General features: G+C 68.5%; 19 protein-coding genes and 2 riboswitches. Of the genes, 9 read left to right on the top strand and 10 right to left on the bottom strand.

The genetic code is table 11. From position 1 onward, the window contains the following. Positions 1-193: 193 nt before the first annotated feature. From NQ204_RS11985 to NQ204_RS11970, 4 genes are all read left to right on the top strand, one after another. Positions 194-2,671 (top strand): DNA topoisomerase I, encoded by a 2,478-nt coding sequence (locus NQ204_RS11985; RefSeq protein ID WP_256643959.1) that lies wholly within the window; start codon positions 194-196, stop codon positions 2,669-2,671. A gap of 98 nt (positions 2,672-2,769) precedes the next feature. After that, positions 2,770-3,360: an L-threonylcarbamoyladenylate synthase type 1 TsaC gene (gene tsaC, locus NQ204_RS11980; RefSeq protein WP_116864947.1), complete on the top strand. Its 591-nt coding sequence runs from the start codon at positions 2,770-2,772 to the stop codon at positions 3,358-3,360. 43 nt (positions 3,361-3,403) lie between these two features. Then, complete coding sequence (locus NQ204_RS11975) at positions 3,404-4,111, top strand: DUF4124 domain-containing protein (protein ID WP_256643958.1); 708 nt, start codon at positions 3,404-3,406, stop codon at positions 4,109-4,111. Between the two features lie 187 nt (positions 4,112-4,298). Continuing rightward, positions 4,299-5,030 (top strand): hypothetical protein, encoded by a 732-nt coding sequence (locus tag NQ204_RS11970; RefSeq protein WP_116864945.1) that lies wholly within the window; start codon positions 4,299-4,301, stop codon positions 5,028-5,030. Positions 5,031-5,099: 69 nt separating this feature from the next. Here NQ204_RS11970 and NQ204_RS11965 read toward each other — a convergent pair whose 3' ends face one another. After that, the gene (locus NQ204_RS11965) at positions 5,100-5,876 is read right to left on the bottom strand and encodes an SDR family oxidoreductase (RefSeq protein WP_256643957.1); all 777 of its coding nucleotides are present in this window, start codon (positions 5,874-5,876) and stop codon (positions 5,100-5,102) included. Positions 5,877-5,986: 110 nt separating this feature from the next. Here NQ204_RS11965 and NQ204_RS11960 point away from each other — a divergent pair, with 110 nt between their 5' ends. Then, positions 5,987-6,193: a hypothetical protein gene (locus tag NQ204_RS11960; protein ID WP_256643956.1), complete on the top strand. Its 207-nt coding sequence runs from the start codon at positions 5,987-5,989 to the stop codon at positions 6,191-6,193. Between the two features lie 135 nt (positions 6,194-6,328). Here the strand turns inward: NQ204_RS11960 and sppA are convergent, their stop codons facing one another. The 4 genes from sppA to NQ204_RS11940 all read right to left on the bottom strand — a co-directional run bounded on the left by sppA (position 6,329) and on the right by NQ204_RS11940 (position 11,475). After that, positions 6,329-8,251 (bottom strand): signal peptide peptidase SppA, encoded by a 1,923-nt coding sequence (sppA, locus tag NQ204_RS11955; protein WP_256643955.1) that lies wholly within the window; start codon positions 8,249-8,251, stop codon positions 6,329-6,331. Between the two features lie 115 nt (positions 8,252-8,366). Next, positions 8,367-9,731 (bottom strand): MATE family efflux transporter, encoded by a 1,365-nt coding sequence (locus NQ204_RS11950; RefSeq protein WP_108770140.1) that lies wholly within the window; start codon positions 9,729-9,731, stop codon positions 8,367-8,369. A gap of 177 nt (positions 9,732-9,908) precedes the next feature. Beyond that, entirely contained in the window at positions 9,909-10,484 is a 576-nt protein-coding gene (locus NQ204_RS11945; protein WP_116864951.1) for a DUF3106 domain-containing protein, read from the bottom strand. Next, positions 10,477-11,475 carry a hypothetical protein gene (locus tag NQ204_RS11940; RefSeq protein ID WP_256643954.1) on the bottom strand — a complete coding sequence of 333 codons (999 nt, stop codon included), beginning with the start codon at positions 11,473-11,475 and terminating at the stop codon, positions 10,477-10,479. Before NQ204_RS11940 ends, NQ204_RS11945 begins: the two co-directional genes overlap by 8 nt. 414 nt (positions 11,476-11,889) lie before the next feature. Here NQ204_RS11940 and NQ204_RS11935 point away from each other — a divergent pair, with 414 nt between their 5' ends. Further along, on the top strand, positions 11,890-14,067 hold the full coding sequence (locus NQ204_RS11935) for a primosomal protein N' (protein WP_256643953.1): 2,178 nt from the start codon (positions 11,890-11,892) through the stop codon (positions 14,065-14,067). Between the two features lie 95 nt (positions 14,068-14,162). On the opposite strand, the gene NQ204_RS11930 is transcribed toward NQ204_RS11935, so the two are convergent. Beyond that, a complete protein-coding gene (locus tag NQ204_RS11930; RefSeq protein WP_116865324.1) occupies positions 14,163-14,783 on the bottom strand; it encodes a glutathione S-transferase family protein in 621 nt (206 codons plus the stop codon). A 79-nt stretch (positions 14,784-14,862) separates the two neighbouring features. Here NQ204_RS11930 and NQ204_RS11925 point away from each other — a divergent pair, with 79 nt between their 5' ends. After that, positions 14,863-15,054, top strand: coding sequence for a hypothetical protein (locus tag NQ204_RS11925; RefSeq protein ID WP_133249454.1), 192 nt, complete (start codon positions 14,863-14,865; stop codon positions 15,052-15,054). A gap of 34 nt (positions 15,055-15,088) precedes the next feature. On the opposite strand, the gene NQ204_RS11920 is transcribed toward NQ204_RS11925, so the two are convergent. Then, positions 15,089-15,880 carry an NYN domain-containing protein gene (locus NQ204_RS11920; RefSeq protein WP_116865326.1) on the bottom strand — a complete coding sequence of 264 codons (792 nt, stop codon included), beginning with the start codon at positions 15,878-15,880 and terminating at the stop codon, positions 15,089-15,091. A gap of 108 nt (positions 15,881-15,988) precedes the next feature. Here NQ204_RS11920 and NQ204_RS11915 point away from each other — a divergent pair, with 108 nt between their 5' ends. After that, positions 15,989-17,266, top strand: a complete 1,278-nt coding sequence (locus tag NQ204_RS11915) for an NAD(P)/FAD-dependent oxidoreductase (RefSeq protein ID WP_116865325.1) — start codon at positions 15,989-15,991, stop codon at positions 17,264-17,266. 111 nt (positions 17,267-17,377) lie between these two features. On the opposite strand, the gene NQ204_RS11910 is transcribed toward NQ204_RS11915, so the two are convergent. The 3 genes from NQ204_RS11910 to NQ204_RS11900 all read right to left on the bottom strand — a co-directional run bounded on the left by NQ204_RS11910 (position 17,378) and on the right by NQ204_RS11900 (position 18,553). Beyond that, the gene (locus NQ204_RS11910) at positions 17,378-17,614 is read right to left on the bottom strand and encodes a hypothetical protein (RefSeq protein WP_243402722.1); all 237 of its coding nucleotides are present in this window, start codon (positions 17,612-17,614) and stop codon (positions 17,378-17,380) included. 220 nt (positions 17,615-17,834) lie between these two features. Further along, positions 17,835-18,248 (bottom strand): hypothetical protein, encoded by a 414-nt coding sequence (locus NQ204_RS11905; protein WP_116864128.1) that lies wholly within the window; start codon positions 18,246-18,248, stop codon positions 17,835-17,837. Then, positions 18,245-18,553, bottom strand: a complete 309-nt coding sequence (locus tag NQ204_RS11900; RefSeq protein WP_256643952.1) for a GIY-YIG nuclease family protein — start codon at positions 18,551-18,553, stop codon at positions 18,245-18,247. The genes NQ204_RS11905 and NQ204_RS11900 overlap by 4 nt, the downstream gene beginning before the upstream one ends. Positions 18,554-18,593: 40 nt before the next feature. Further along, positions 18,594-18,683: riboswitch (glycine riboswitch) on the top strand. Positions 18,684-18,696: 13 nt separating this feature from the next. After that, a riboswitch (glycine riboswitch) is annotated at positions 18,697-18,802 on the top strand. 82 nt (positions 18,803-18,884) lie between these two features. On the opposite strand from NQ204_RS11900, the gene NQ204_RS11895 reads away from it, so the two are divergent. Then, on the top strand, positions 18,885-19,502 hold the full coding sequence (locus NQ204_RS11895) for a trimeric intracellular cation channel family protein (protein ID WP_079223669.1): 618 nt from the start codon (positions 18,885-18,887) through the stop codon (positions 19,500-19,502). The last annotated feature ends 82 nt before the right edge of the window (positions 19,503-19,584 follow it).

Below are 19,584 nucleotides of genomic sequence, written 5' to 3'. Positions count from 1 at the left end.
CAGGAGGCCGTCATCACGCCCCGCCCCTTGACAGGGGCCGTCCGGGCGTGATTCCTCTAATAAGGAAACCTGAACGCCCGGCACACTACCGGGCGTTCAGTTTATGGATTTGCCCGTGGCCGCTTCACTAATGCGGCCGTTTGCTCCACCCTAGCGGCCCCTTCCCCCGGTTCGCCCACAGACCTTTCCCGACATGCCCAAGCACCTGCTCATCGTCGAATCGCCGGCCAAGGCCAAGACGATCAACAAATACCTCGGCAAGGACTACACCGTCCTGGCCTCGTATGGGCATGTGCGCGACCTGATCCCGAAGGAAGGCGCGGTCGACCCGGACAACGGGTTCGCCATGCATTACGACGTCATCGACAAGAACGAGAAGCACGTCGATGCCATCGCCAAGGCCGCCAAGGGCGCCGACGACATCCTGCTGGCGACCGACCCGGATCGCGAGGGTGAAGCGATCAGCTGGCACATCGCCGAGATCCTCAAGGAACGTGGGCTGGTCAAGGACAAGCCGATGCAGCGCGTGGTCTTCACCGAGATCACCCCTCGCGCCATCAAGGAAGCCATCAACCAGCCGCGCGCCATCGCCAGCGACCTGGTGGACGCCCAGCAGGCGCGACGCGCGCTGGACTACCTGGTCGGTTTCAACCTGTCGCCGGTGCTGTGGCGCAAGGTGCAGCGAGGCCTGTCCGCCGGCCGCGTGCAGAGCCCGGCGCTGCGCATGATCGTTGAGCGCGAGGAGGAGATCGAAGCCTTCATCGCCCGCGAATACTGGTCCATCGCTGCCGAGTGCGCGCACCCCAGCCAGCATTTCAACGCCAAGCTGATCAAGCTGGACGGCCAGAAGTTCGAGCAGTTCACCGTCACCGACGGCGACACCGCCGAGGCCGCCCGCCTGCGCATCCAGCAGGCCGCGCAGGGCTCGCTGCACGTCACCGACGTGGCCAGCAAGGAGCGCAAGCGCCGCCCTGCGCCGCCGTTCACCACCTCGACCCTGCAGCAGGAAGCCTCGCGCAAGCTCGGCTTCACCACCCGCAAGACCATGCAGGTGGCGCAGAAGCTGTATGAAGGCGTGAACATCGGCGACGAAGGTACCGTCGGCCTGATCTCGTACATGCGAACCGACTCGGTGAACCTGTCGCAGGACGCGCTGGCGGAGATCCGCGACGTGATCGCCCGTGACTACGGCATCGCCTCCCTGCCGGACCAGCCCAACACCTACCAGACCAAGTCCAAGAACGCCCAGGAAGCGCACGAAGCCGTGCGCCCGACCTCGGCCCTGCGGACCCCGGCCCAGGTGGCGCGCTTCCTGACCGACGACGAGCGCCGCTTGTACGAGCTGATCTGGAAGCGTGCCGTCGCCTGCCAGATGATCCCGGCCACCCTCAACACCGTCAGCGTCGACCTGTCGGCTGGCAGCGAACACGTGTTCCGCGCCAGCGGCACCACCGTGGTGGTGCCCGGCTTCCTGGCCGTCTACGAGGAAGGCAAGGACAACAAAAGCGCCGAGGACGACGACGAAGGCCGCAAGCTGCCGGCGATGAAGCCGGGCGACCGCATCCCGCTGGAACGCATCCAGGCCGACCAGCATTTCACCCAGCCGCCGCCGCGCTTTACCGAAGCGGCGCTGGTGAAGGCGCTGGAAGAGTACGGCATCGGCCGTCCCTCGACCTACGCCTCGATCATCCAGACCTTGCTGTTCCGCAAGTACGTGGAAATGGAAGGCCGCAGCTTCCGCCCGTCCGACGTCGGCCGTGCGGTGTCCAAGTTCCTGTCCAGCCACTTCACCCAGTACGTGGATTACGACTTCACCGCCAAGCTGGAAGACGAGCTCGATGCCGTCTCGCGCGGCGAGGAAGAGTGGATCCCGCTGATGGCCCGCTTCTGGGAACCGTTCAAGGAGCTGGTGGAAGACAAGAAGGAATCGGTCGACCGCGCCGAGGCCAGCGGTGCCCGCGAACTGGGTACCGACCCCAAGACCGGCAAGCCGGTCAGCGTGCGCCTGGGCCGTTTCGGGCCGTATGCCGCCATCGGCAGCACCGCCGAGGACGCCGAGGAGAAGCCGAAGTTCGCTTCGCTGCGCCCCGGCCAGTCGATGCACACCATCTCGCTGGAAGACGCGCTGGAACTGTTCCTGATGCCGCGCGCGCTGGGCCAGGACAAGGATGAGGACGTCAGCGTCGGCATCGGTCGTTTCGGCCCGTTCGCCAAGCGCGGCAGCACCTACGCCTCGCTGAAGAAGGAAGACGACCCGTACACCATCGACCTGGCCCGCGCCGTGTTCCTGATTGAAGAGAAGGAAGAGATCGCGCGCAACCGGATCATCAAGGAGTTCGAGGGCAGCGACATCCAAGTGCTCAACGGCCGTTTCGGCCCGTACATCAGCGACGGCAAGATGAACGGCAAGATCCCCAAGGATCGCGAGCCGGCATCGCTGACCCTGGCCGAAGTGCAGCAGCTGATGGAAGAAACCGGTAAGCCGGTGCGCAAGGGCTTTGGCGCCAAGAAGGCCGCCGCGAAGAAGGCCCCGGCCAAGAAGGCGGCGGTGAAGAAGGAAGCCGCGCCGAAGAAGGCCGCTGCGAAGAAGGCGCCGGCCAAGAAGGCGGCCGCAAAGAAGGCCCCCGCGAAGAAGGCGGCGAAGAAAACAGTGAAGAAGGCCGCCAAGTAGATCCACGCCATGCGTGGATGATCTGCCGGGATGTGCTTACCGACTGTCCGCACCGACAACCGGTGCCCACCACCCGTTCTGCACGCCGCGGGGGGATAATGAAGCCCCACGTCGGGCCGGCCTTCCCCATGAAAGAACTCACCCTCGATACTGCTGTGGCCACGCTGCGCGCGGGGGGCGTGATCGGCTACCCGACCGAAGCTGTCTGGGGCCTGGGCTGCGACCCTGCCCATGAGGCGGCGGTGCACATGGTCCTGCGCCTGAAGCAGCGCCCGGTGGAGAAGGGCATGATCCTGGTCGCTGCCGATCTGCCGCAGCTGGAAGGCTGGGTGCGCCTTGAGGCCCTGCCCGACGCACGTCAACGCGCGGTGCTGGCCAGCTGGCCCGGCGCCAACACCTGGATCCTGCCGGCCGGCCCCCGTGCGCGGCCGTGGGTGACCGGTGAACACAGCGGCATCGCCGTGCGCATCAGCGCCCACCCGCTGGTGGCGGCGCTGTGCCGCGCCTGGGGCGGTCCACTGGTGTCCACCAGCGCCAACCTGGCCGGTGAACCGCCGGCGCGCAGCCGCGAAGAACTGGACCCGCGCCTGCTGCGGCTGCTCGACGGCATCCTCGATGGCCAGACCGGCGGTCTGGCCCAGCCGACGCCCATCCGCGACGCACTCAGCGGCAGCATCCTGCGCTCCTGATGCGCCGATTGCAGTGCCGCGGCAATTCGCGCAGGCTGCAGCCATGAACCTGCTGCGCCCTGCCCTCTGCCTGGCTCTGTCGATGCCCATGGTGGCTTTCGCTGCCGATGACGTGCGGGTCTACCGCTGCGTTGGCAGCAACGGCGCCGTTGCGCTGCAGGACAAGCCCTGCAGCAGCGGCCGCCAGGAAGTGCGCGACCTGCAGCGCCCGCGCGACCCGCCGCCGCGTGCGGTCAGCACCGATACCCCGCCGCCGACGCCCGCAGCGAGGCCGGACATGGGCGTGCGCGAGGTCCGCCACGTCTACATCCAGCCACCGCAGCCGATGTACGAGTGCGTGCGCGACGACGGCAGCCGCTATACCAGCGACAACAACGAGGGGAATCCGCGCTGGGTGCCGGTATGGACCACGGTCTGGTACGGACCGGGGCACCATGGCGGACCGCGCCCGCTGCCGCCGGGACCGGGCCCGGGAGGCGGCGCCATCGGCATCGGGCCACCGCCGGGGGCTGCAGGAATTCCGGTGCATCGGCCGCCGCTCGGCTACGGGGTCAACGTGCCCGGCGGCAACGTGCTGGTGCGCGACGCCTGCAGCCTGCTGCCGCCGCGCGAAGTCTGCTCGCGCCTGCGCGACCGCCGCTGGGAGCTGGACCGCCGCTACAACAGCGCGCTGCAGAGCGAACGCACCGCGATCAGCAACGAACAGCGCGGCATCGACGCGCGCCTGTCGCAGGACTGCAGCGGCGGCTGAGCGCTTCGCTTTGATGGATGCCCACCTTGGTGGGCACTCTGCTCCTGCCCTGGTAGATGCCCACCTTGGTGGGCGCCGTTCTTGGCCAGCGCCAACCAAGATTGGCAACTACCCAGGCACCGGCCACCGCACGTGACAACCAAGGTTGGCATCTGCCAGGTGGTGGCCGCTGCTGTAGGCTGCTGGCATGAAGAAACTGATCTGGCTGGCGCTGTGCCTGCTGCCCGGCGCTGCCGCGGCCGAAGAGATGGTCATCTACCGCTGCACCGGCAGCAGCGATGTTCCCACCGTGCAGCGCATGCCCTGTTCGGCCGGCATGAAGCAGGAGATCGTGAAGCTGCCCGGCTCCGCGCCGTCGACGTCGGCTGCAGCCCCCGCGGCCGCTCCCACGCCAGCGCCGGTCGCTGCCAACCCCGCGCCTGCAGCGCCTGCCTCGGAAGCGCCCGTCGCTCCCACACCGCCGCGCGCGGGCCAGGAGCGCATCATCAGCGAGGCCTACATGGTCGAGCGCGAAGGCGGCGATGCCATCCTCGACAGCGCCCTGCTGCCCCGCCCCGGCGATGCTTCGGTCGACGAGAACGCGCCGCCCAAGCCGCCGCTGCCGCCGATCTTCCAGTGTCAGGATTCACAGGGCGGGCAATACCTGCACGAGTACGAAGCCGCGCCGGGCCGCTGCGAGCTGATGAGCGTCAGCGGCCTGGGCGGTGCCACGCCGGTCAATGCGGCCAGCTGCGAAGTGGTCAGCGACCGTTGCAGCGAAGTGGCCGAGGCGCAGCGCTGTGGCAGCTGGCAACAGCGCTTCCGCAATGCCCGCGGTCGCGAGCGCTTTGCCTCGGAGGAAAACCGCGACGCCGCCCGCGCCGAACGCGAGCGCCTGCAGGCGGTGCTGGCTGCGAGTGATTGCCGGGTGCCGGAGTAGGCGTTGCCGCCCGGCGTTGATGGGGTCAGAGCCCTTTCCTGCAGAAAGGGATCCGACCCCGGGTCAGGCTCAGAACCCGTAGCGCAGGAAGCCGCCGTCAACCGCGATGCACTCACCGGTGACGTAGCTCGACGCCGGCAGGCACAGGAAGCCCACCGCTGCGGCCACTTCTTCCGGCTCGCCGATGCGGCGCATCGGCGTGCGTGCGATCACTTCTTCGTAGTAGTCGGCATCGGACAACGGCCCGGACGTGCGCCGGGTGCGGATGTACCACGGCGCCACCGCGTTCACCCGGATGCCATCCTCGGCCCACTCCACCGCCAGGTTGCGGGTCATCTGGTGCATCGCCGCCTTGGTCATGCCGTACACCACGCCGCTGCGCACATGGGTCAGGCCCGAAACGCTGCCGACGTTGACGATGGACGAGGCGGCGTGCCGGGCCAGCAGCGGATGCGCGTAGCGCGACAGCTCGAAGGCCGAGAACAGGTTGGTCTCGAAGATCTGGCGCCACTCGTCCTCGGAGTACTCGGTCGCCGCTTTGGTGACGTTGCCGCCGGCGTTGTTGACCAGGATGTGGAGGCCATCGCTGTGGTCCTCCACCCAGTCCAGGATCTGCCGGCGGTCTTCGTCATCGGAGACATCGGCGGCCAGCGCATGCACCTGCATCTGCGGATGCACGTCCAGCAGTTCGTCGCGCGCGGTCTCCAGCATGTCGATATCGCGGCCGACGATCATCAGGTCGGCGCCGAAACCTGCCAGTTCGTGTGCGATCGCCAGGCCGATGCCGGCGCTGGCACCGGTGATCAGGGCCGTCTGCCCGTCCAGGCGCCACCGTTGCTGGGTCATGAGTTCTCCGGGGCCGCGCCCGCTGTATTTCGATGCCGCAAGGATACGCGTCACAGCAGGGCGTTGCCGACAGTGCGACACTGGCGCATCACCCGCCCCGGAGCACCACGATGCGTCTGCTGATTCCCGTCTGCCTGTCGGTCGCGCTGCTGGCCGGTTGCCAGAAGCCGGCCACGCCCAACCCCGAGAAGCCGCCGGAGCCGCAGGCGCTGGCCAAGGCCATCAACCAGCCGCTGGACCGCGCCAAGGACGTGCAGAAGACCGTGGACGCTGGTGCCGAGCGAGAGCGCAAGGCCGAGGCTGAAGCAACGCAGTAGCGGATGAGAGGTAGCGCCGGGCCATGCCCGGCGAGCGCGAAGCGCGGCCTCCAGAATCCGCCTGGCATGGCCCGGCGCTACCAATAAAATAACGCCCGGCCGAAGCCGGGCGTTTTCAGTGGCTGCAACCGCGTGTCAGAACCCGCAGAAGCAGTACGCCAGTGCCTTCACCGGTGCACCGTTGCCCTTCTCGCGCGCGGCGTTCTCGACGAAGCGCAGCTGGGTGTCCACTTCCGGCATCGTGCGCGCCAGCATCATCCGCGCCACGCCCGAATCGGCCAGCATCCAGGCACCGGCATGGCTGCCGGCGAACCCACTGATGAACTGCGCGAACGGGGTGGCGGGCTTCTCGATGTAGCGCACGCGGTACTTCTCGTCATTGCCCAGCTTGGCACGGCTGGCGGCGTCGGCCACGGCGTCCTTCATGCCGCCGAAGGCGTCGACCAGGCCGCGTTCCTTGGCCTGCGCACCACTCCAGACGCGGCCACGGGCCACTTCGTCGACGGCTTCGACCGGCTTCTTGCGGGCCTCGGCCACGCGACCGGTGAAGTCGGCATAGCCCTTGTTGATCACCGACTGGATGACCTGGCCCACGGCCGGGTCCATCGGGCGGGTGACGTCGAAGGCACCGGCGAAGCGGGTCGTGCCCACGCCATCGGTGTGCACGCCGAACTTGTCCAGCGCGCGGCTGAAATTGGGGATCATGCCGAAGATGCCGATCGAACCGGTGATGGTCGACGGATCGGCATAGATGCGATCGGCGTTCATGCTGATCCAGTAACCACCGGATGCGGCCAGGTCGCCCATCGACACCACCACCGGCTTGCCGGCGGCCTGCAGGGCCACCACTTCGCGGCGGATCTGCTCGGAGGCGAACACTTCACCGCCCGGCGAATCCACGCGCAGCACCACGGCCTTGACCTGGTCGTCGTCGCGCGCGGCGCGCAGCAGGGCCGAGGTCGACTCGCCACCGATGCGGCCGGCCGGCAGGTCGCCGCCGCTTATCTCGCCGGAGGCCACCACCACGGCCACCTGCGGACGTGTGTCCACCGGGTTGCGGCGGGCGTCGAGCTGACCCATGTACGAGGCGAAATCGATGTTGCGGAAGCCGCCGTCAGCATCTTCGTCGGCCACGCCGCGCTCGATCATCAGATCCTCGAATTCCTCGCGGGTCTTCAGCGCGGTCACCAGCTTCTGCTGCAGGGCAAACTTGGCCAGGTCGCCGCCGGCCGCGGCCACGCCTTCGGGCAGGGTATCGATGCCCGCGGCGAGCTGTGCCGGATCGAGGCGGCGCGCCTTGGCGATGTCACCCAGGTAGCGCTGCCATACGTCGTTCATCCAGAACAGGTCGGCTTCCTTGGACGCCGGCGAGGCCGCATCCAGCACGTACGGTTCGGCGGCGGACTTGTACTCGCCCACCTTGAACAGGTGCACGTCCACGCCCAGCTTGTCCTGCAGGCCGGTGCGGAAGTACTGGCGGTAGCGGCCCAGGCCCTCGAGCACCACCGACCCCATCGGATCCAGGTAGACCTCGTCGGCCTGCGCGGCCAGCAGGTACTGCGACTGGCCCATGCTCTGGCTGAAGGCCACGATCTGCTTGCCCGAGGCGCGCAGGTCCTGCAGCGCACCGGCCACTTCACGCAGCGAGGCGAAGCCGGACGGCTGCAGCTTGTCCAGTTCCAGCACCACGCGTTCGATCTTCTTGTCGGCCTTGGCCGATTCGATCACGCGCAGCAGGTCGCGCAGCTGCACTTCCTCGGCACCGTTGTCGCCGACCGCCTTGGCCAGCGCGCGGCTGACCGGATCAGCGCTGTACTGCTCGACCAGACGGCCTTCCGGGGCGATGACCAGCGTGGTGCGGTCCTGCAGCGATTTGCTGGCGCCGGCACTCATGCCCGCAGCGACGATGAACATCACCACCACGAACAGCAGCAGGCCGAAGAACACCAGGTTGAGGATCAGCCTGCGGGTGAAATTCATCACGTCCCACAGCCCAATGAAGAAACCGGCGATGGGATTGCGATGCGCCGGGGGCAGCGGGGGCACGGGTTGGTTCATGGAGCGCTCCGGATGGCTTCTTGCCGTGGTAACAGCATAGCCGGTGCCGTGTGAGGCGGCATCGGACACAAGTCAGGGGTTCGCCCGTCACGGTCTGGCGTGACGGGCACGACGATCATTCCAGGGCCGATTGACCGATGCGCAGGCTGCTGCGACGCAGGCGCCAGCCCATCAGGATGGCGGCGGCGGTCAGGCCAACGATCAGGCCGATCCACATGCCCTGCGGGCCCATGCCCAGGCCCAGGCCGAGCCCTGCGCCGAGCGGCATGCCCAGACCCCAGTACGCGAACATGGCGATGAACATCGGCACGCGCGTGTCCTTCAGCCCGCGCAGCGCGCCGGCCGACAGCACCTGGATGCCATCGGGGAACTGGAACGTGGCCGCGTACAACAGCAGGGTCGAGGCGAGGCCGGCCACGGCCAGGTCGTTGGTGTAGACGCCGACGATGGCGTCGTGGCCGAACAGCAGCACGGCCGCCGACAGCGTCTGCGTGCCCATGATGATCGCGTAGCCGGCCCACGCCGCGCGGCGCACGCCGAAGCCATCGCCGCGGCCGACCGCATGGCCCACGCGCACGGTGGTGGCCTCGGCCACGCCCATTGGGATCATGAAGCACAGCTGCGCCACGTTGATCGCGATCTGGTGCGCGGCCGCTTCGTTGGCACCGAGGCGGCCGATCAGCAGCGCGGTGACGATGAACAGGCCGCCCTCCATCAGCACGGTGATGCCGATCGGCAGGCCGGTGCGCAGCAGATCCCAGATCGCGGCCGGGCGCGGGCCCTCGAAGTGCGAGAACAGCTGCAGGTGGGCGAAGCGCTTGGTGAACCACAGGTACGTGGCGAAGGCGATGGCCTGCAGCCACATCATCACCGCCGAGGCGATGCCCAGGCCTTCGGCACCCATTTCCGGGAAGCCGAGCTTGCCGTTGGCCAGCACGTAGCCCATCGGCGCCAGCACCAGCAGGCCACCGAAGCCGAGCAGCATGGTCGGCAGCGTCCAGTGCATGCCCTCGCTGAGGTAGCGCATGCAGAAGTACAGGGTCAGCGCCGGGCCACCCCAGCGCACCGCGTGCAGGAAGGCCGTGGCCCCCGGCACGATGTCCGGGGCGATGCCGAAGGCCGGCAGCAGCGGCGGCACGACGGTGAGGAAGGTGAACATGATCAGGCCCAGGCCCAGCGCCAGCCACAGCGCCTGGCGGAACAGCGGGCCGATCTCGCGCTCGCGGCCGGCGCCGTGCAGCTGCGACACCGAGGCGGTGAGCGAGATCAGGGTGCCGATCGGGATCAGCATCGGCAGCCACAGCAGGGCCGTACCGATGGTCACCGCAGCCAGGGTGGCAGTGGCATGGTGGCCGGCAATGACGTTGTCGACGAAGGAGATCAGACCGGTGGATACATGGCCCAGCACCAACGGCAGGGCGAGCAGACCGGTCGCGCCCACTTCCTTGCGGAAGCGCGGCGTGGAGGTTGCGGTAGACATGGAAGTACAGGACGCCAACTACGGTTGCGCGCGAAGGGCACAGGCACCGGGTTGCGGCCGGCTATGTTACGGCCAAACGAAGCCGCTTGCTGGATAGAGTCGACCGTTGGTCGACTGCTCTTCATGTGGATACAGGCAACACGCGCGTGTTGCGCGATGGTCGACCAACGGTCGACTCTACTGGCCGGCCTGGTGCTTCAGCCAGGCGTCGCGTTCGGCGGCCGGCACGGCGAGGAAGGCGCTGCGCACGGCATCACGTTCCTGCGGCGGGGTGCGCTGGGCCACCAGCGTCAATTGCGTCAACTGCGCGGGGCTGAGCTGGCGCAGCGCGGCCAGTGCGGCCTCGCGCTGCTCCGGCGGCACCAGGCCGAACAGGCCGTGCAGCTTGGGGAACTGCATGCCCAGCTGCGGCCCCAGCCGCCAGCCATCGCGGAAGGACTGGTCCTGGGCCTGGAACTGCTCGCGCAGGCGCTGCTGCTGTTCGGCCGGCAGCGCGGCAAAGCGGGCGGCGGCCTGTCGGATGCGCTCGCGCTCGCCCTCCGGCAGCGCCTTCAACGACGCATAGTCGGCACGACGCTGACGCTGCTGCTCCGGGCTGAGCTGGGCAAAGGCGGCGGGCGAACTCGTATCGGCCACCGGCGCTGGCGTTGCGCCCGGCGCTGCCGGCGGCAGCGGTACTTCCAGCGAGGGCGGCGCGGCGGCCAGCGACAACGGCAGGGCCAGCAGCGCGCTGGCAAGCAGGAATTTATTCATCGGCAGCAGCGGTTTCCAGCGCGGCACCGACCGGCTCGGGGCGGATCGGCTTGGGTTCGGATTCATCCACCGGCAGCGGGCCGCCTGCGGCGCTCCACGCATACAGGTCGGCGTCGGCGGCCAGCGGATAGTCGCGGTCGCCCAGCATGGCGGCGTCCTCGGCCGCGTGGCCATCGGCGGCAGCGGTCGGCTGCACCTCGCTGGCCGGCAGGGATTCAACGGTGACCGGGCCGGACTCGGCGACCACGCCTTCCGGCAGCGGCGCATCGCTGGCCGTCGCGTGGTGCTGCCAGTAGCGCCAGCCCAGGGCGGCCGCCAGCAGTACCGCCACCGTCACCAGCAGGATGGCCGGGCCGCGCCAGCGCGGCGCACCGCTGCTGGGGCGGCGGCGCTTGGGCGCGCTGCGCTCGTCGCGCTCCGGCGTGCGCCAGCTGGCAGCAGGGGGTTGGTTGCTCGCGGCCGGTGCCGAGGGCTGCTGCAGCTGCTGCAGGCGCTTGGCCGGCAGATCGCGGATGCGCAGCTGCACCTGCTCGGCCAGGCCGCGCCACGCCGCGGCGTCGGGCTGGCCGTGGGCGTCGCGCGGGCAGGCGGCGGCCAGCAGCTGCTGGTAGCCGTCTTCATCGATATCCAGCACACGGGTGGCAATGCCTTCATCCAGGCTGCCACCGACGCGCAGCAGCAGGGCCAGGCGCGGCAGCGGCGGCATGTCGCCCAAGGCAGCCAGCGACGGCGGCCACTGCCCGGCGGCCGGCTCGCGCAGCGCCTGGCGCTGGCCCAGCAGGGTCCAGAAACGGGTCGGCCACTGCGCCATCGGCAGGTCGCTGGCCACGGCGGAAAAAGCGCGCATCACCGCGACCAAGTTCTGCTCGGCGCGGGCGGGATCACCGCACTGCAGCTCGGCAACCACCAGCGCGCGGCGTTCGACGCCACGCAGGAACGCCGACAGCGCGCCGGCCGCGGTCGAGGAAACAGGGGCGGGCACAGCCGTCATCGGTTACTCCAAAGGTCTGCGGGCATGATAGCGGCAGCCCATCGGCGGCCGGCAGGACTTGCGCCCACGGGCACTTCGTGCTGCAGGTTGTGCACAGCATCAATGCGGTCCCCGGCCAAATCGTTGTGAAGCCGCGGATTCACCTTGTTTCAGCAATGTTTCACAGTCAAACCATTGATTGTATTGACGTTTTTAGTATGGCTATTTTTTGACCAACCCGAGTGTAAAGCCGTCGCCATCAGCCTCACACGCCCCCGTCGACCGGTAACGCACAACGTTATCCACAGAAAATGTGGATAAGACTGAATCTCTAATAGCCACCGATATTTAGGTGACATTTATGATTGCGCGGCAGGCGCGGGCGACGCGATCGCCTCTGCCATCGGCCCCCGCCCCGCCCGTTACACTGCCCCGATGCTCGCCCCCATCCCGACCCTGCAGGTCGCCCTGCCCGTCCCGCTGCCGCGCCTGTTCGACTACCTGCCCCCGGAGGGTCCGGGCCCGGCCGTGCCGGTCGGCTGCCGCCTGAAGGTCCCGTTCGGCAACCGCGAGCTGGTGGGGATGGTGGCCGGCCACGGCCAGGTGGACGACGGCCAGGGCCTGCGCCAGGCGCTGGCCTGGTGCGATCCGCAGCCGCTGTTGCAGGGCGAGCTGTGGCAGAGCCTGCAGTGGCTGGCCCGCTACACCCATTCACCGTTGGGCGAAGTGGTGAACACCGCCCTGCCCGGCCCGCTGCGGCACGGCGAGGCCCTGCCCGACACCCATCACTGGGGCTGGCAGCTGACCGCCGCCGGCCAGGCCCAGCGCGAAAAGCTGCGCGCCGGCACCCGCCCGCGGCAACTGGCCGAACTGCTGGGCGAGGCCGTGGTCGACGAAGACGTGCTGGGCGCGCGCATGGAGGACTGGCGCACTGCCGCACGCAGCCTGGCCAAGCGCGAGCTGGCCGAGCGCGTGGCCCTGAGCGTGGCACCGCAGCATGCGCAGCCCCTGCCCGGCCCCACCCTCAACCCGGAACAGGCCGAGGCCGTGGCCGCGATCACCGCGGCCGACGGCTTCCATGCCTTCCTGCTGGACGGGGTGACCGGCAGCGGCAAGACCGAGGTCTACCTGCAGGCGATCATCCACTGCCTGGCGCAGGGGAAACAGGCGCTGGTGCTGGTGCCGGAGATCGGCCTGACCCCGCAGACCCTGGCGCGCTTCCGTGGCCGCCTCGGCATCGCGGTGCATGCGCTGCATTCGGGCTTGAACGACAACGAACGCGCGCGCGTCTGGGCCGCGGCCTCGCGCGGCGAAGCGCGGGTGATTGTCGGCACCCGTTCGGCGGTGTTCACCCCGCTGCCGCAGGCCGGCCTGCTGATCGTCGACGAGGAACACGACGGCAGCTACAAGCAGCAGGACGGCATCCGTTACCACGCCCGCGATTTCGCTCTGGTGCGGGCCAAGGCGCTGGGCATCCCGGTGCTGCTGGGCAGCGCCACGCCCTCGCTGGAAACCCTGCACAACGCCTATGCCGGCCGCTACACCCACCTGCGCCTGAAGCAGCGCGCCGGTGATGCACGGCCACCACGCGTGCGCATCCTCGATGTGCGCAAGCGGCCGCTGCACGATGGCCTCTCCGCCGATGTGCTGGCCGGTATAGGCGAACATCTGCAGCGTGGCCAGCAGGTGCTGGTGTTCAAGAACCGCCGTGGCTACGCGCCGGTGCTGCTCTGCCACGACTGCGGCTGGACCGCGCCCTGCCAGCGCTGCGATGCGCCGATGACGGTGCATGGCGGCGGCCGTCGCCTGCAGTGCCATCACTGCGGTGCGCGGCAGCCGGCGCCTCTGGCCTGCCCGGCCTGCGGCAGCCTCGCGTTGCAGCCGCAGGGCATCGGCACCGAGCGCCTGGAAGAGCACCTGGTCAGCGCCTTCGCCGATTACCCGGTGGTGCGCATCGACCGCGGCACCACCTCGCGCCGCGATGCGCTGGAACAGCAGCTGGCGAAGCTGGGCGACCAGCCCGGCATCCTGGTCGGCACGCAGATCCTGGCCAAGGGCCACGACCTGCCCAAGCTGACCCTGGTGGTGGTGGTGGGCATCGACGAAGGCCTGTTCTCGGCCGACTTCCGCGCCAGCGAGAAGCTGGCCCAGCAGCTGATACAGGTGGCCGGCCGCGCCGGCCGCGCGCGCGATCCCGGCGAGGTCTGGCTGCAGACCCACCACCCGGGGCACCCGTTGCTGGAAACCCTGGTGAGCGGCGGCTACCACCCGTTCGCGCAGGCCGAATTGAACCAGCGCCAGGCCGCCGGCTTCCCGCCGTTCGCGCACCTGGCGCTGATGCGTGCCGAAGCGCAGCAGCTTGAACATGCCAACACCTTCCTGCTGGCGGCGCGGCAGCTGCTGGGCGAGCAGACCGTGGTGGAGGCCTATGGGCCGATGCCGGCGCCGATGCCGCGTCGCGCCGGTTACCAGCGCACGCAGCTGCTGCTGTCTGCGCTGCAGCGGCCGCCGCTGCATGGCGTGCTGGCCCAGCTGGTGCCGCAGCTGTACGCGCTGCCGGAGGCGCGCAAGGTGCGCTGGTCGCTGGATGTGGATCCGACGGATCTGTATTGAGGGGTCAGAGCCCACCCTTGGGGTGGGATCCGACCCCGACAGCCAAGGGGTCGGATCCCTATCGCAGAGAGGGCTCCGACCCCGGTCGCCACCGCTTACGTCAGCGGTGACATCACGCCGCGCTGGTACGCCGGGCGCTCGCGCAGGCGCGCATACCAGTCGGCCACGTTCGGCAGGTCGGGACGCTGGATCGGCAGTTCGAACCAGGCATAGATCAACGAGCCCAGCGGAATGTCGCCCATGGCGAACTTCTCGCCCGACAGCCACGGCTGCCTGCCCAGGGTCTCATCGGCCATCTTCAGGTAATCACCGGCGCGCACGATGGCGGCGTTGATGCGCGCTTCATCGCGGTCGGCCGGCGCGGTGCGCATGATGCCCCAGATCAGTTCGGAGTACAGCGCGGCCATCCGCGAGGTGCTCCAGTCCATCCACTTCTCGGCCTGCGCGCGTTCCATCGCGTCTTCGGCGTACAGCGTGCCCAGCGAATAGCGCGCGCTCAGGTAGCGCACGATGGTGTTCGATTCCCACAGCGGCAGGCCGTGGTCTTCGATCACCGGCACCAGGCTGTTGGGATTCATCGCCACGTATTCGGCCGACTGCGTGCCGCCATGGCTGCCGCCCACTTCGATGGATTCGTACGGCAGCCCGATTTCTTCGGCACACCACAGCACCTTGCGGACGTTGCTGGAATTGCGGCGGCCCCAGATCTTCAACATTGCGGATTTCCCTGCCTGCAGCGCTGCGCCACGGTGGCGCGGAAACGCTACGATACGCCCATCCACAGGGAGAGACGACGTGACTGCATGGGATGCTTTGAACTACGTTCTGCTGGCAGCAGGGCTGGTGATGCTGGTGCTGGGCTACCGCCGTTCCAGCCGCAACCAGCTGCTGTGCGCCGGGCTGTTGCTGCTGGCCTTCAACGGCGTCGAAGATTTCGCCGCCGGGTTTGCCGACGGCCATGCGGGTTCCGATGCGCGGGTGATCTGAGTCGCGGCGTCGATGTGCCGGCCAGCGGCCGGCACTACCGGTTCTTCTTCGGCAGCGCGCGCACGTAGGACGATTTGCCGTCCTTCTTCAGCTCGAACAGGCCGATGGCCGCCAGCAGGTCGCTGAGCTTGCCGTAGCCATAGTTGCGCGGGTCGAACGAGGCCTGGTTGCCGATCTGGCTGCCGACCGGGCCCAGGTGTGACCAGCCATCCTCGCCCTCAGCCGCCGACACCGCACGCCGCAGCATTTTCACAAGGCGCGTGTCATTGCGCAGTTCCGCACTGTTCTTGCGCGGGCGCACTTCATCACTGGCCACCTGCTCGCCAGCGACCTGCCCGCTGGGCGCCTGCCCGGCCTCGGCCTCGACATCGGGCACGCTGGCGTGGGTCTGGCCCAGAGCTTCCAGGTAGGTGAACTTGGAGCAGGCGTTGACGAACGGCTCGGGCGTCTTCTTCTCGCCAAAGCCATACACTTTCACGCCGTCGGTCAGCAGGCGCATCACCATCGGGGTGAAGTCGGCATCGCTGGAGACGATGGCGAAACCATCGAGGTTGCGCGCGTACAGCAGGTCCATGGCATCGATGACCATGGCCATGTCCGAGGCATTCTTGCCCTTGCTGTAGGCGAACTGCTGGATCGGGCGGATGGCGTACTCGTGCAGCACCGATTCCCAGCCCTTCAGGCGCGGGCTTTTCCAGTTGCCGTAGGCACGGCGCACGTTGGCCACGCCGTAGCGGGCGACCTCGGCCAGGACTTCGTCGATCTTCGAGGCCGGTGCATTGTCGGCGTCGATCAGCAGGGCGATGCGCTTTTCCGGTTCGGACATGGTTTCCTCGGTGGGCTGCAGGCTGAGTGGAGTATCACCCATGGCCACTGGCAGCCATGTGACGTGCGATGATGCAGGGCGACATCCATCCCCCTCTGGAGTACGTCGATGAGCCGCGAACCAGTCCCCCACCTGGTCATCATCGGCGGCGGTTTTGCGGGCCTCTGGGCCACCCGGGCCCTGGCCCGCGAGAAGATCAGGATCACCCTGCTCGACCGCCGCAACCACCACCTGTTCCAACCCCTGCTGTACCAGGTCGCCACCGCCGGCCTGTCCGCCCCCGATATCGCCGCGCCGCTGCGCCACATCCTCGGCCACCAGCGCAACGTGGAAGTGCGCCTGGGCGAGGTCGTCGCCATCGACAAGGCCACCCGCGAGGTGCAGCTGGCCGATGGCAGCAGCCTGGGCTACGACAGCCTGCTGCTGGCCACCGGCGCCACCCACGCCTACTTCGGCAATGACCAGTGGGCGGCCGATGCGCCGGGCCTGAAGACCCTGGACGATGCCATCGCCCTGCGCCGCAAGCTGCTGCTGGCGTTCGAGCGCGCCGAAGCCGAACCGGACCCGGCGAAGAAGGCCGCATGGCTGAGCTTCGCGGTGGTCGGCGGCGGCCCCACCGGCGTCGAACTGGCCGGCACCCTGGCCGAGATCGCCCGCCACACCCTGCGCAACGAGTTCCGCCACATCGACCCGGCCAGCGCCAAGGTGCGCCTGGTCGAGGCCGGCCCACGTGTGCTGTCCTCGTTCCCGGAAGTGCTTTCGCTGAAGGCGCGCCGGCAGCTGGAAAAGCTGGGCGTGGAAGTACTGACCGGCACCCCAGTGAGCGACATCGACAGCCTCGGCTTCAAGCTGGGCGAACAGTTCGTGCCCGCACGCACCGTGGTCTGGGCCGCCGGCGTGGCCGCCTCGCCGCTGGCGCGCACGCTGGACGTGCCTCTGGACCGTGCCGGCCGCGTGCAGGTGCAGCCCGACCTGACCCTGCCCGGACATCCCGAACTGTTCGTCGCCGGCGACCTGGCCGCGGTGAACCAGGCCAACGGCAAGCCGGTGCCCGGCGTGGCGCCCGCTGCCAAGCAGATGGGCAAGTACGTGGCCGATGTCATCCGCGCACGCCTGCATGGCAAGCCGACACCGGGGCCGTTCAAATACGCCGACTACGGCAACCTGGCCACCATCGGCCGCATGGCCGCCATCGTGCACCTGGGCAAGCTGCAGTTGTCGGGCGTGCTGGCCTGGTGGTTCTGGCTGGCCGCACACGTGTTCTTCCTGATCGGTTTCCGCAACCGCGTGGTGGTGCTGCTGAACTGGGCGGTGGCGTACTGGAGCTACCAGCGCAGCGCGCGCATCATTTTTGGTGATGACCAGGAAGATCGCCGGCCGAAGTAATTCCACGCCGTGCGTCGATGAAGTTGTAGAGCCGAGCCCATGCTCGGCTTCTGCACCCCGATGCAGCCGAGCATGGGCTCGGCTCTACACAATCGTGCCTCGCACTCACTCTCACTTGCTGCAGAAGTCTTCCTTCCTCGCGGTGTCGGCAATCTGCGCGGCATTCCAATGCAGGGTGATCCAGATCGTGAGTGCCGTGCTGCTCAACTGCCAGCGCAGCATGCCGTGCCGCGGCTGCCGCATCAGGTGGCGGCGGGCAACCCTGTAGGCCTCCTGCTCGACCACGGGCACGTTCGCTTTCCTCGCACCCTCGTCAAAGAGCTGCGCGACGACGCCCCAGGGGTTCATCCGCTGGAATCCCGCGCGCGGTTCACCGCTGCATGCCGCCACGCCACTGGGCGCACGGTCTGCCGGCTGCGGCCAACCATCCACCCAGGCCAGCCCGGAGCAGGTAGAGCAGGCCGGGCAGCAGTGCGATGCAGGCCACCAGCACAATGATTGAAATCCACGCTTTACCGGCAGCACCCATGGCGCTCACTCCCCAGCTGCATCCACGCATGGCGTGGATCTACTGCATCAGGCCCATTTCGTCGGCACCCATCTGCATGTACATGAAGGCCGCGGCTTCGTCGGACATCGGCTGGCCCTGCGGAAAACTGTCGAGCCAGGCGGTGATGCGTGCATGGCGACTCTTCAACGCATCGCCCATTGCCTGCTTCTCCGCTGCGGTCGCACGCTCCTGCATCTCGTCGCGCAGCACGTCATCGCTGATGCCCCACGTTTCAGCGAGCGGAATCAGATCAACCAGATCGGGCGGCACCCGGTCGCGGCGCAGGTGGATGGGCTCGGGTGTGGTCGGACCACGTTGCGCGGCCAGCTCTGCGGCGGTGCCGATCTGCCCGTGCTGCAGCGGCGGCGGGGTCTGGGCGCAGGCCGGCAAGGCCATGCCGGTGGTGAACAGCAGCATCCAGCAGGTCTTCATCGGACGGTCCCTGTATCGATGGGTGTGGCGATCATGGCATGGGCGGCGCCGGCCTGCAGCCAGGCCAGCTTGCGTTCGCGCGGCTGCTGCTTGAGCTGCCATTCGGCGCGGGAGGCGGCCGAGCGGTCCGGGTATTCGCGCACGGCCAGGATGCGCAGCGGCGGCCGGGCCCGGGTGTAGCGGGCGCCCTTGCCGGCTTGGTGGGCGGCGAAACGGGCCGCAACGTCGGTACTGATGCCGGCGTAATAGCTGCCGTCCCGGCATTCGAGCAGGTACAGGAACCAGGGGGCGGACGGACGGGCCATGGGGGGATTATGGCGTGCTGCACTGCAGCGGATATACTGGCGCCCGAATGCAGGAGAGAGGCGCCGCGCTGGCGCCCGCCGAAGGCGTAGGCTCCCATGATCGCTCAGGCCGGTGGGCTGGAATCCCACCAACCATGCATTCGACACGCCGAGCTGGAGAGAGGTCACCGGGCACGCCCGGCATGACCCGCCGAAGGGGCACGCGGTTCATCCCGCTGAACTCTCAGGCAAAAGGACAGCGGGAGCGGCACCGGTCATCGTCATCCCGTCATTGCGCAGGCAGTGGCGGTATACGCGCATGGCCGGCCCCACCGCGCCCGGAGCCTGTCCCATGCTGCTGTCCATCATCTATCTCGTTGCCATTTCCGCCGAAGCCATGACCGGCGCGCTGTCCGCCGGCCGCCGCCGCATGGACCTGTTCGGCGTGGTCATGATCGCCTGCGTCACCGCCCTCGGCGGCGGTTCGCTGCGTGACATCCTGCTCGGCCACTATCCGCTCGGCTGGGTGAAGCACCCCGAGTACCTGGGCTTCACCGTGTGCGCGGCGCTGATCGCCACCTGGGTGGCGCGCTGGATGCACCATTTCCGCCGCACCTTCCTGGTGCTCGATGGCCTGGGCCTGATCGCCTTCACCCTGATCGGCTGCTCGATCGCACGCGAGGCCGGCCATGCCATGCCCATCGTGCTGATCGCCGGCATGCTCACCGGTGCCTTCGGCGGCGTGCTGCGCGACATCCTCTGCAACGAGGTGCCGCTGATCTTCCAGAAGGAGCTGTACGCGATCATCTCGCTGCTGACCGGCGCGGTGTATCTGTTGCTGCTGCGCTGGGGCGTGGCCGATGCCACGGCGATCCTGTGCTGCCTGGGCGGTGGCTTCGCGCTGCGCCTGCTGGCGATCCATTACCGCTGGGAAATGCCCAAGTTCGTGTACCACGACGAAGTGCATTGATCGCTCTTTGTAGAGTCGGGGGGGGGGGGGGGGGGGGGGGGGGGGGGGGGGGGGGGGGGGGGGGGGGGGGGGGGGGGGGGGG

It is taken from the genome of Stenotrophomonas testudinis, from assembly GCF_024499815.1.
Taxonomy (GTDB): domain Bacteria; phylum Pseudomonadota; class Gammaproteobacteria; order Xanthomonadales; family Xanthomonadaceae; genus Stenotrophomonas.
This window is presented reverse-complemented; position numbering and strand designations above follow the sequence as displayed.

Coding starts and splice junctions, on each gene's coding strand:
- NQ204_RS11900 (WP_256643952.1), bottom strand. CDS start 18,553: ATGGCCCGTCCGTCCGCCCCCTGGTTCCTGTACCTGCTCGAATGCCGG.
- NQ204_RS11970 (WP_116864945.1), top strand. CDS start 4,299: ATGAAGAAACTGATCTGGCTGGCGCTGTGCCTGCTGCCCGGCGCTGCC.
- NQ204_RS11940 (WP_256643954.1), bottom strand. CDS start 11,475: ATGACGGCTGTGCCCGCCCCTGTTTCCTCGACCGCGGCCGGCGCGCTG.
- NQ204_RS11960 (WP_256643956.1), top strand. CDS start 5,987: ATGCGTCTGCTGATTCCCGTCTGCCTGTCGGTCGCGCTGCTGGCCGGT.
- NQ204_RS11985 (WP_256643959.1), top strand. CDS start 194: ATGCCCAAGCACCTGCTCATCGTCGAATCGCCGGCCAAGGCCAAGACG.
- sppA (WP_256643955.1), bottom strand. CDS start 8,251: ATGAACCAACCCGTGCCCCCGCTGCCCCCGGCGCATCGCAATCCCATC.
- tsaC (WP_116864947.1), top strand. CDS start 2,770: ATGAAGCCCCACGTCGGGCCGGCCTTCCCCATGAAAGAACTCACCCTC.
- NQ204_RS11905 (WP_116864128.1), bottom strand. CDS start 18,248: ATGAAGACCTGCTGGATGCTGCTGTTCACCACCGGCATGGCCTTGCCG.
- NQ204_RS11935 (WP_256643953.1), top strand. CDS start 11,890: ATGCTCGCCCCCATCCCGACCCTGCAGGTCGCCCTGCCCGTCCCGCTG.
- NQ204_RS11920 (WP_116865326.1), bottom strand. CDS start 15,880: ATGTCCGAACCGGAAAAGCGCATCGCCCTGCTGATCGACGCCGACAAT.
- NQ204_RS11915 (WP_116865325.1), top strand. CDS start 15,989: ATGAGCCGCGAACCAGTCCCCCACCTGGTCATCATCGGCGGCGGTTTT.
- NQ204_RS11930 (WP_116865324.1), bottom strand. CDS start 14,783: ATGTTGAAGATCTGGGGCCGCCGCAATTCCAGCAACGTCCGCAAGGTG.
- NQ204_RS11910 (WP_243402722.1), bottom strand. CDS start 17,614: ATGAACCCCTGGGGCGTCGTCGCGCAGCTCTTTGACGAGGGTGCGAGG.
- NQ204_RS11965 (WP_256643957.1), bottom strand. CDS start 5,876: ATGACCCAGCAACGGTGGCGCCTGGACGGGCAGACGGCCCTGATCACC.
- NQ204_RS11975 (WP_256643958.1), top strand. CDS start 3,404: ATGAACCTGCTGCGCCCTGCCCTCTGCCTGGCTCTGTCGATGCCCATG.
- NQ204_RS11895 (WP_079223669.1), top strand. CDS start 18,885: ATGCTGCTGTCCATCATCTATCTCGTTGCCATTTCCGCCGAAGCCATG.
- NQ204_RS11945 (WP_116864951.1), bottom strand. CDS start 10,484: ATGAATAAATTCCTGCTTGCCAGCGCGCTGCTGGCCCTGCCGTTGTCG.
- NQ204_RS11950 (WP_108770140.1), bottom strand. CDS start 9,731: ATGTCTACCGCAACCTCCACGCCGCGCTTCCGCAAGGAAGTGGGCGCG.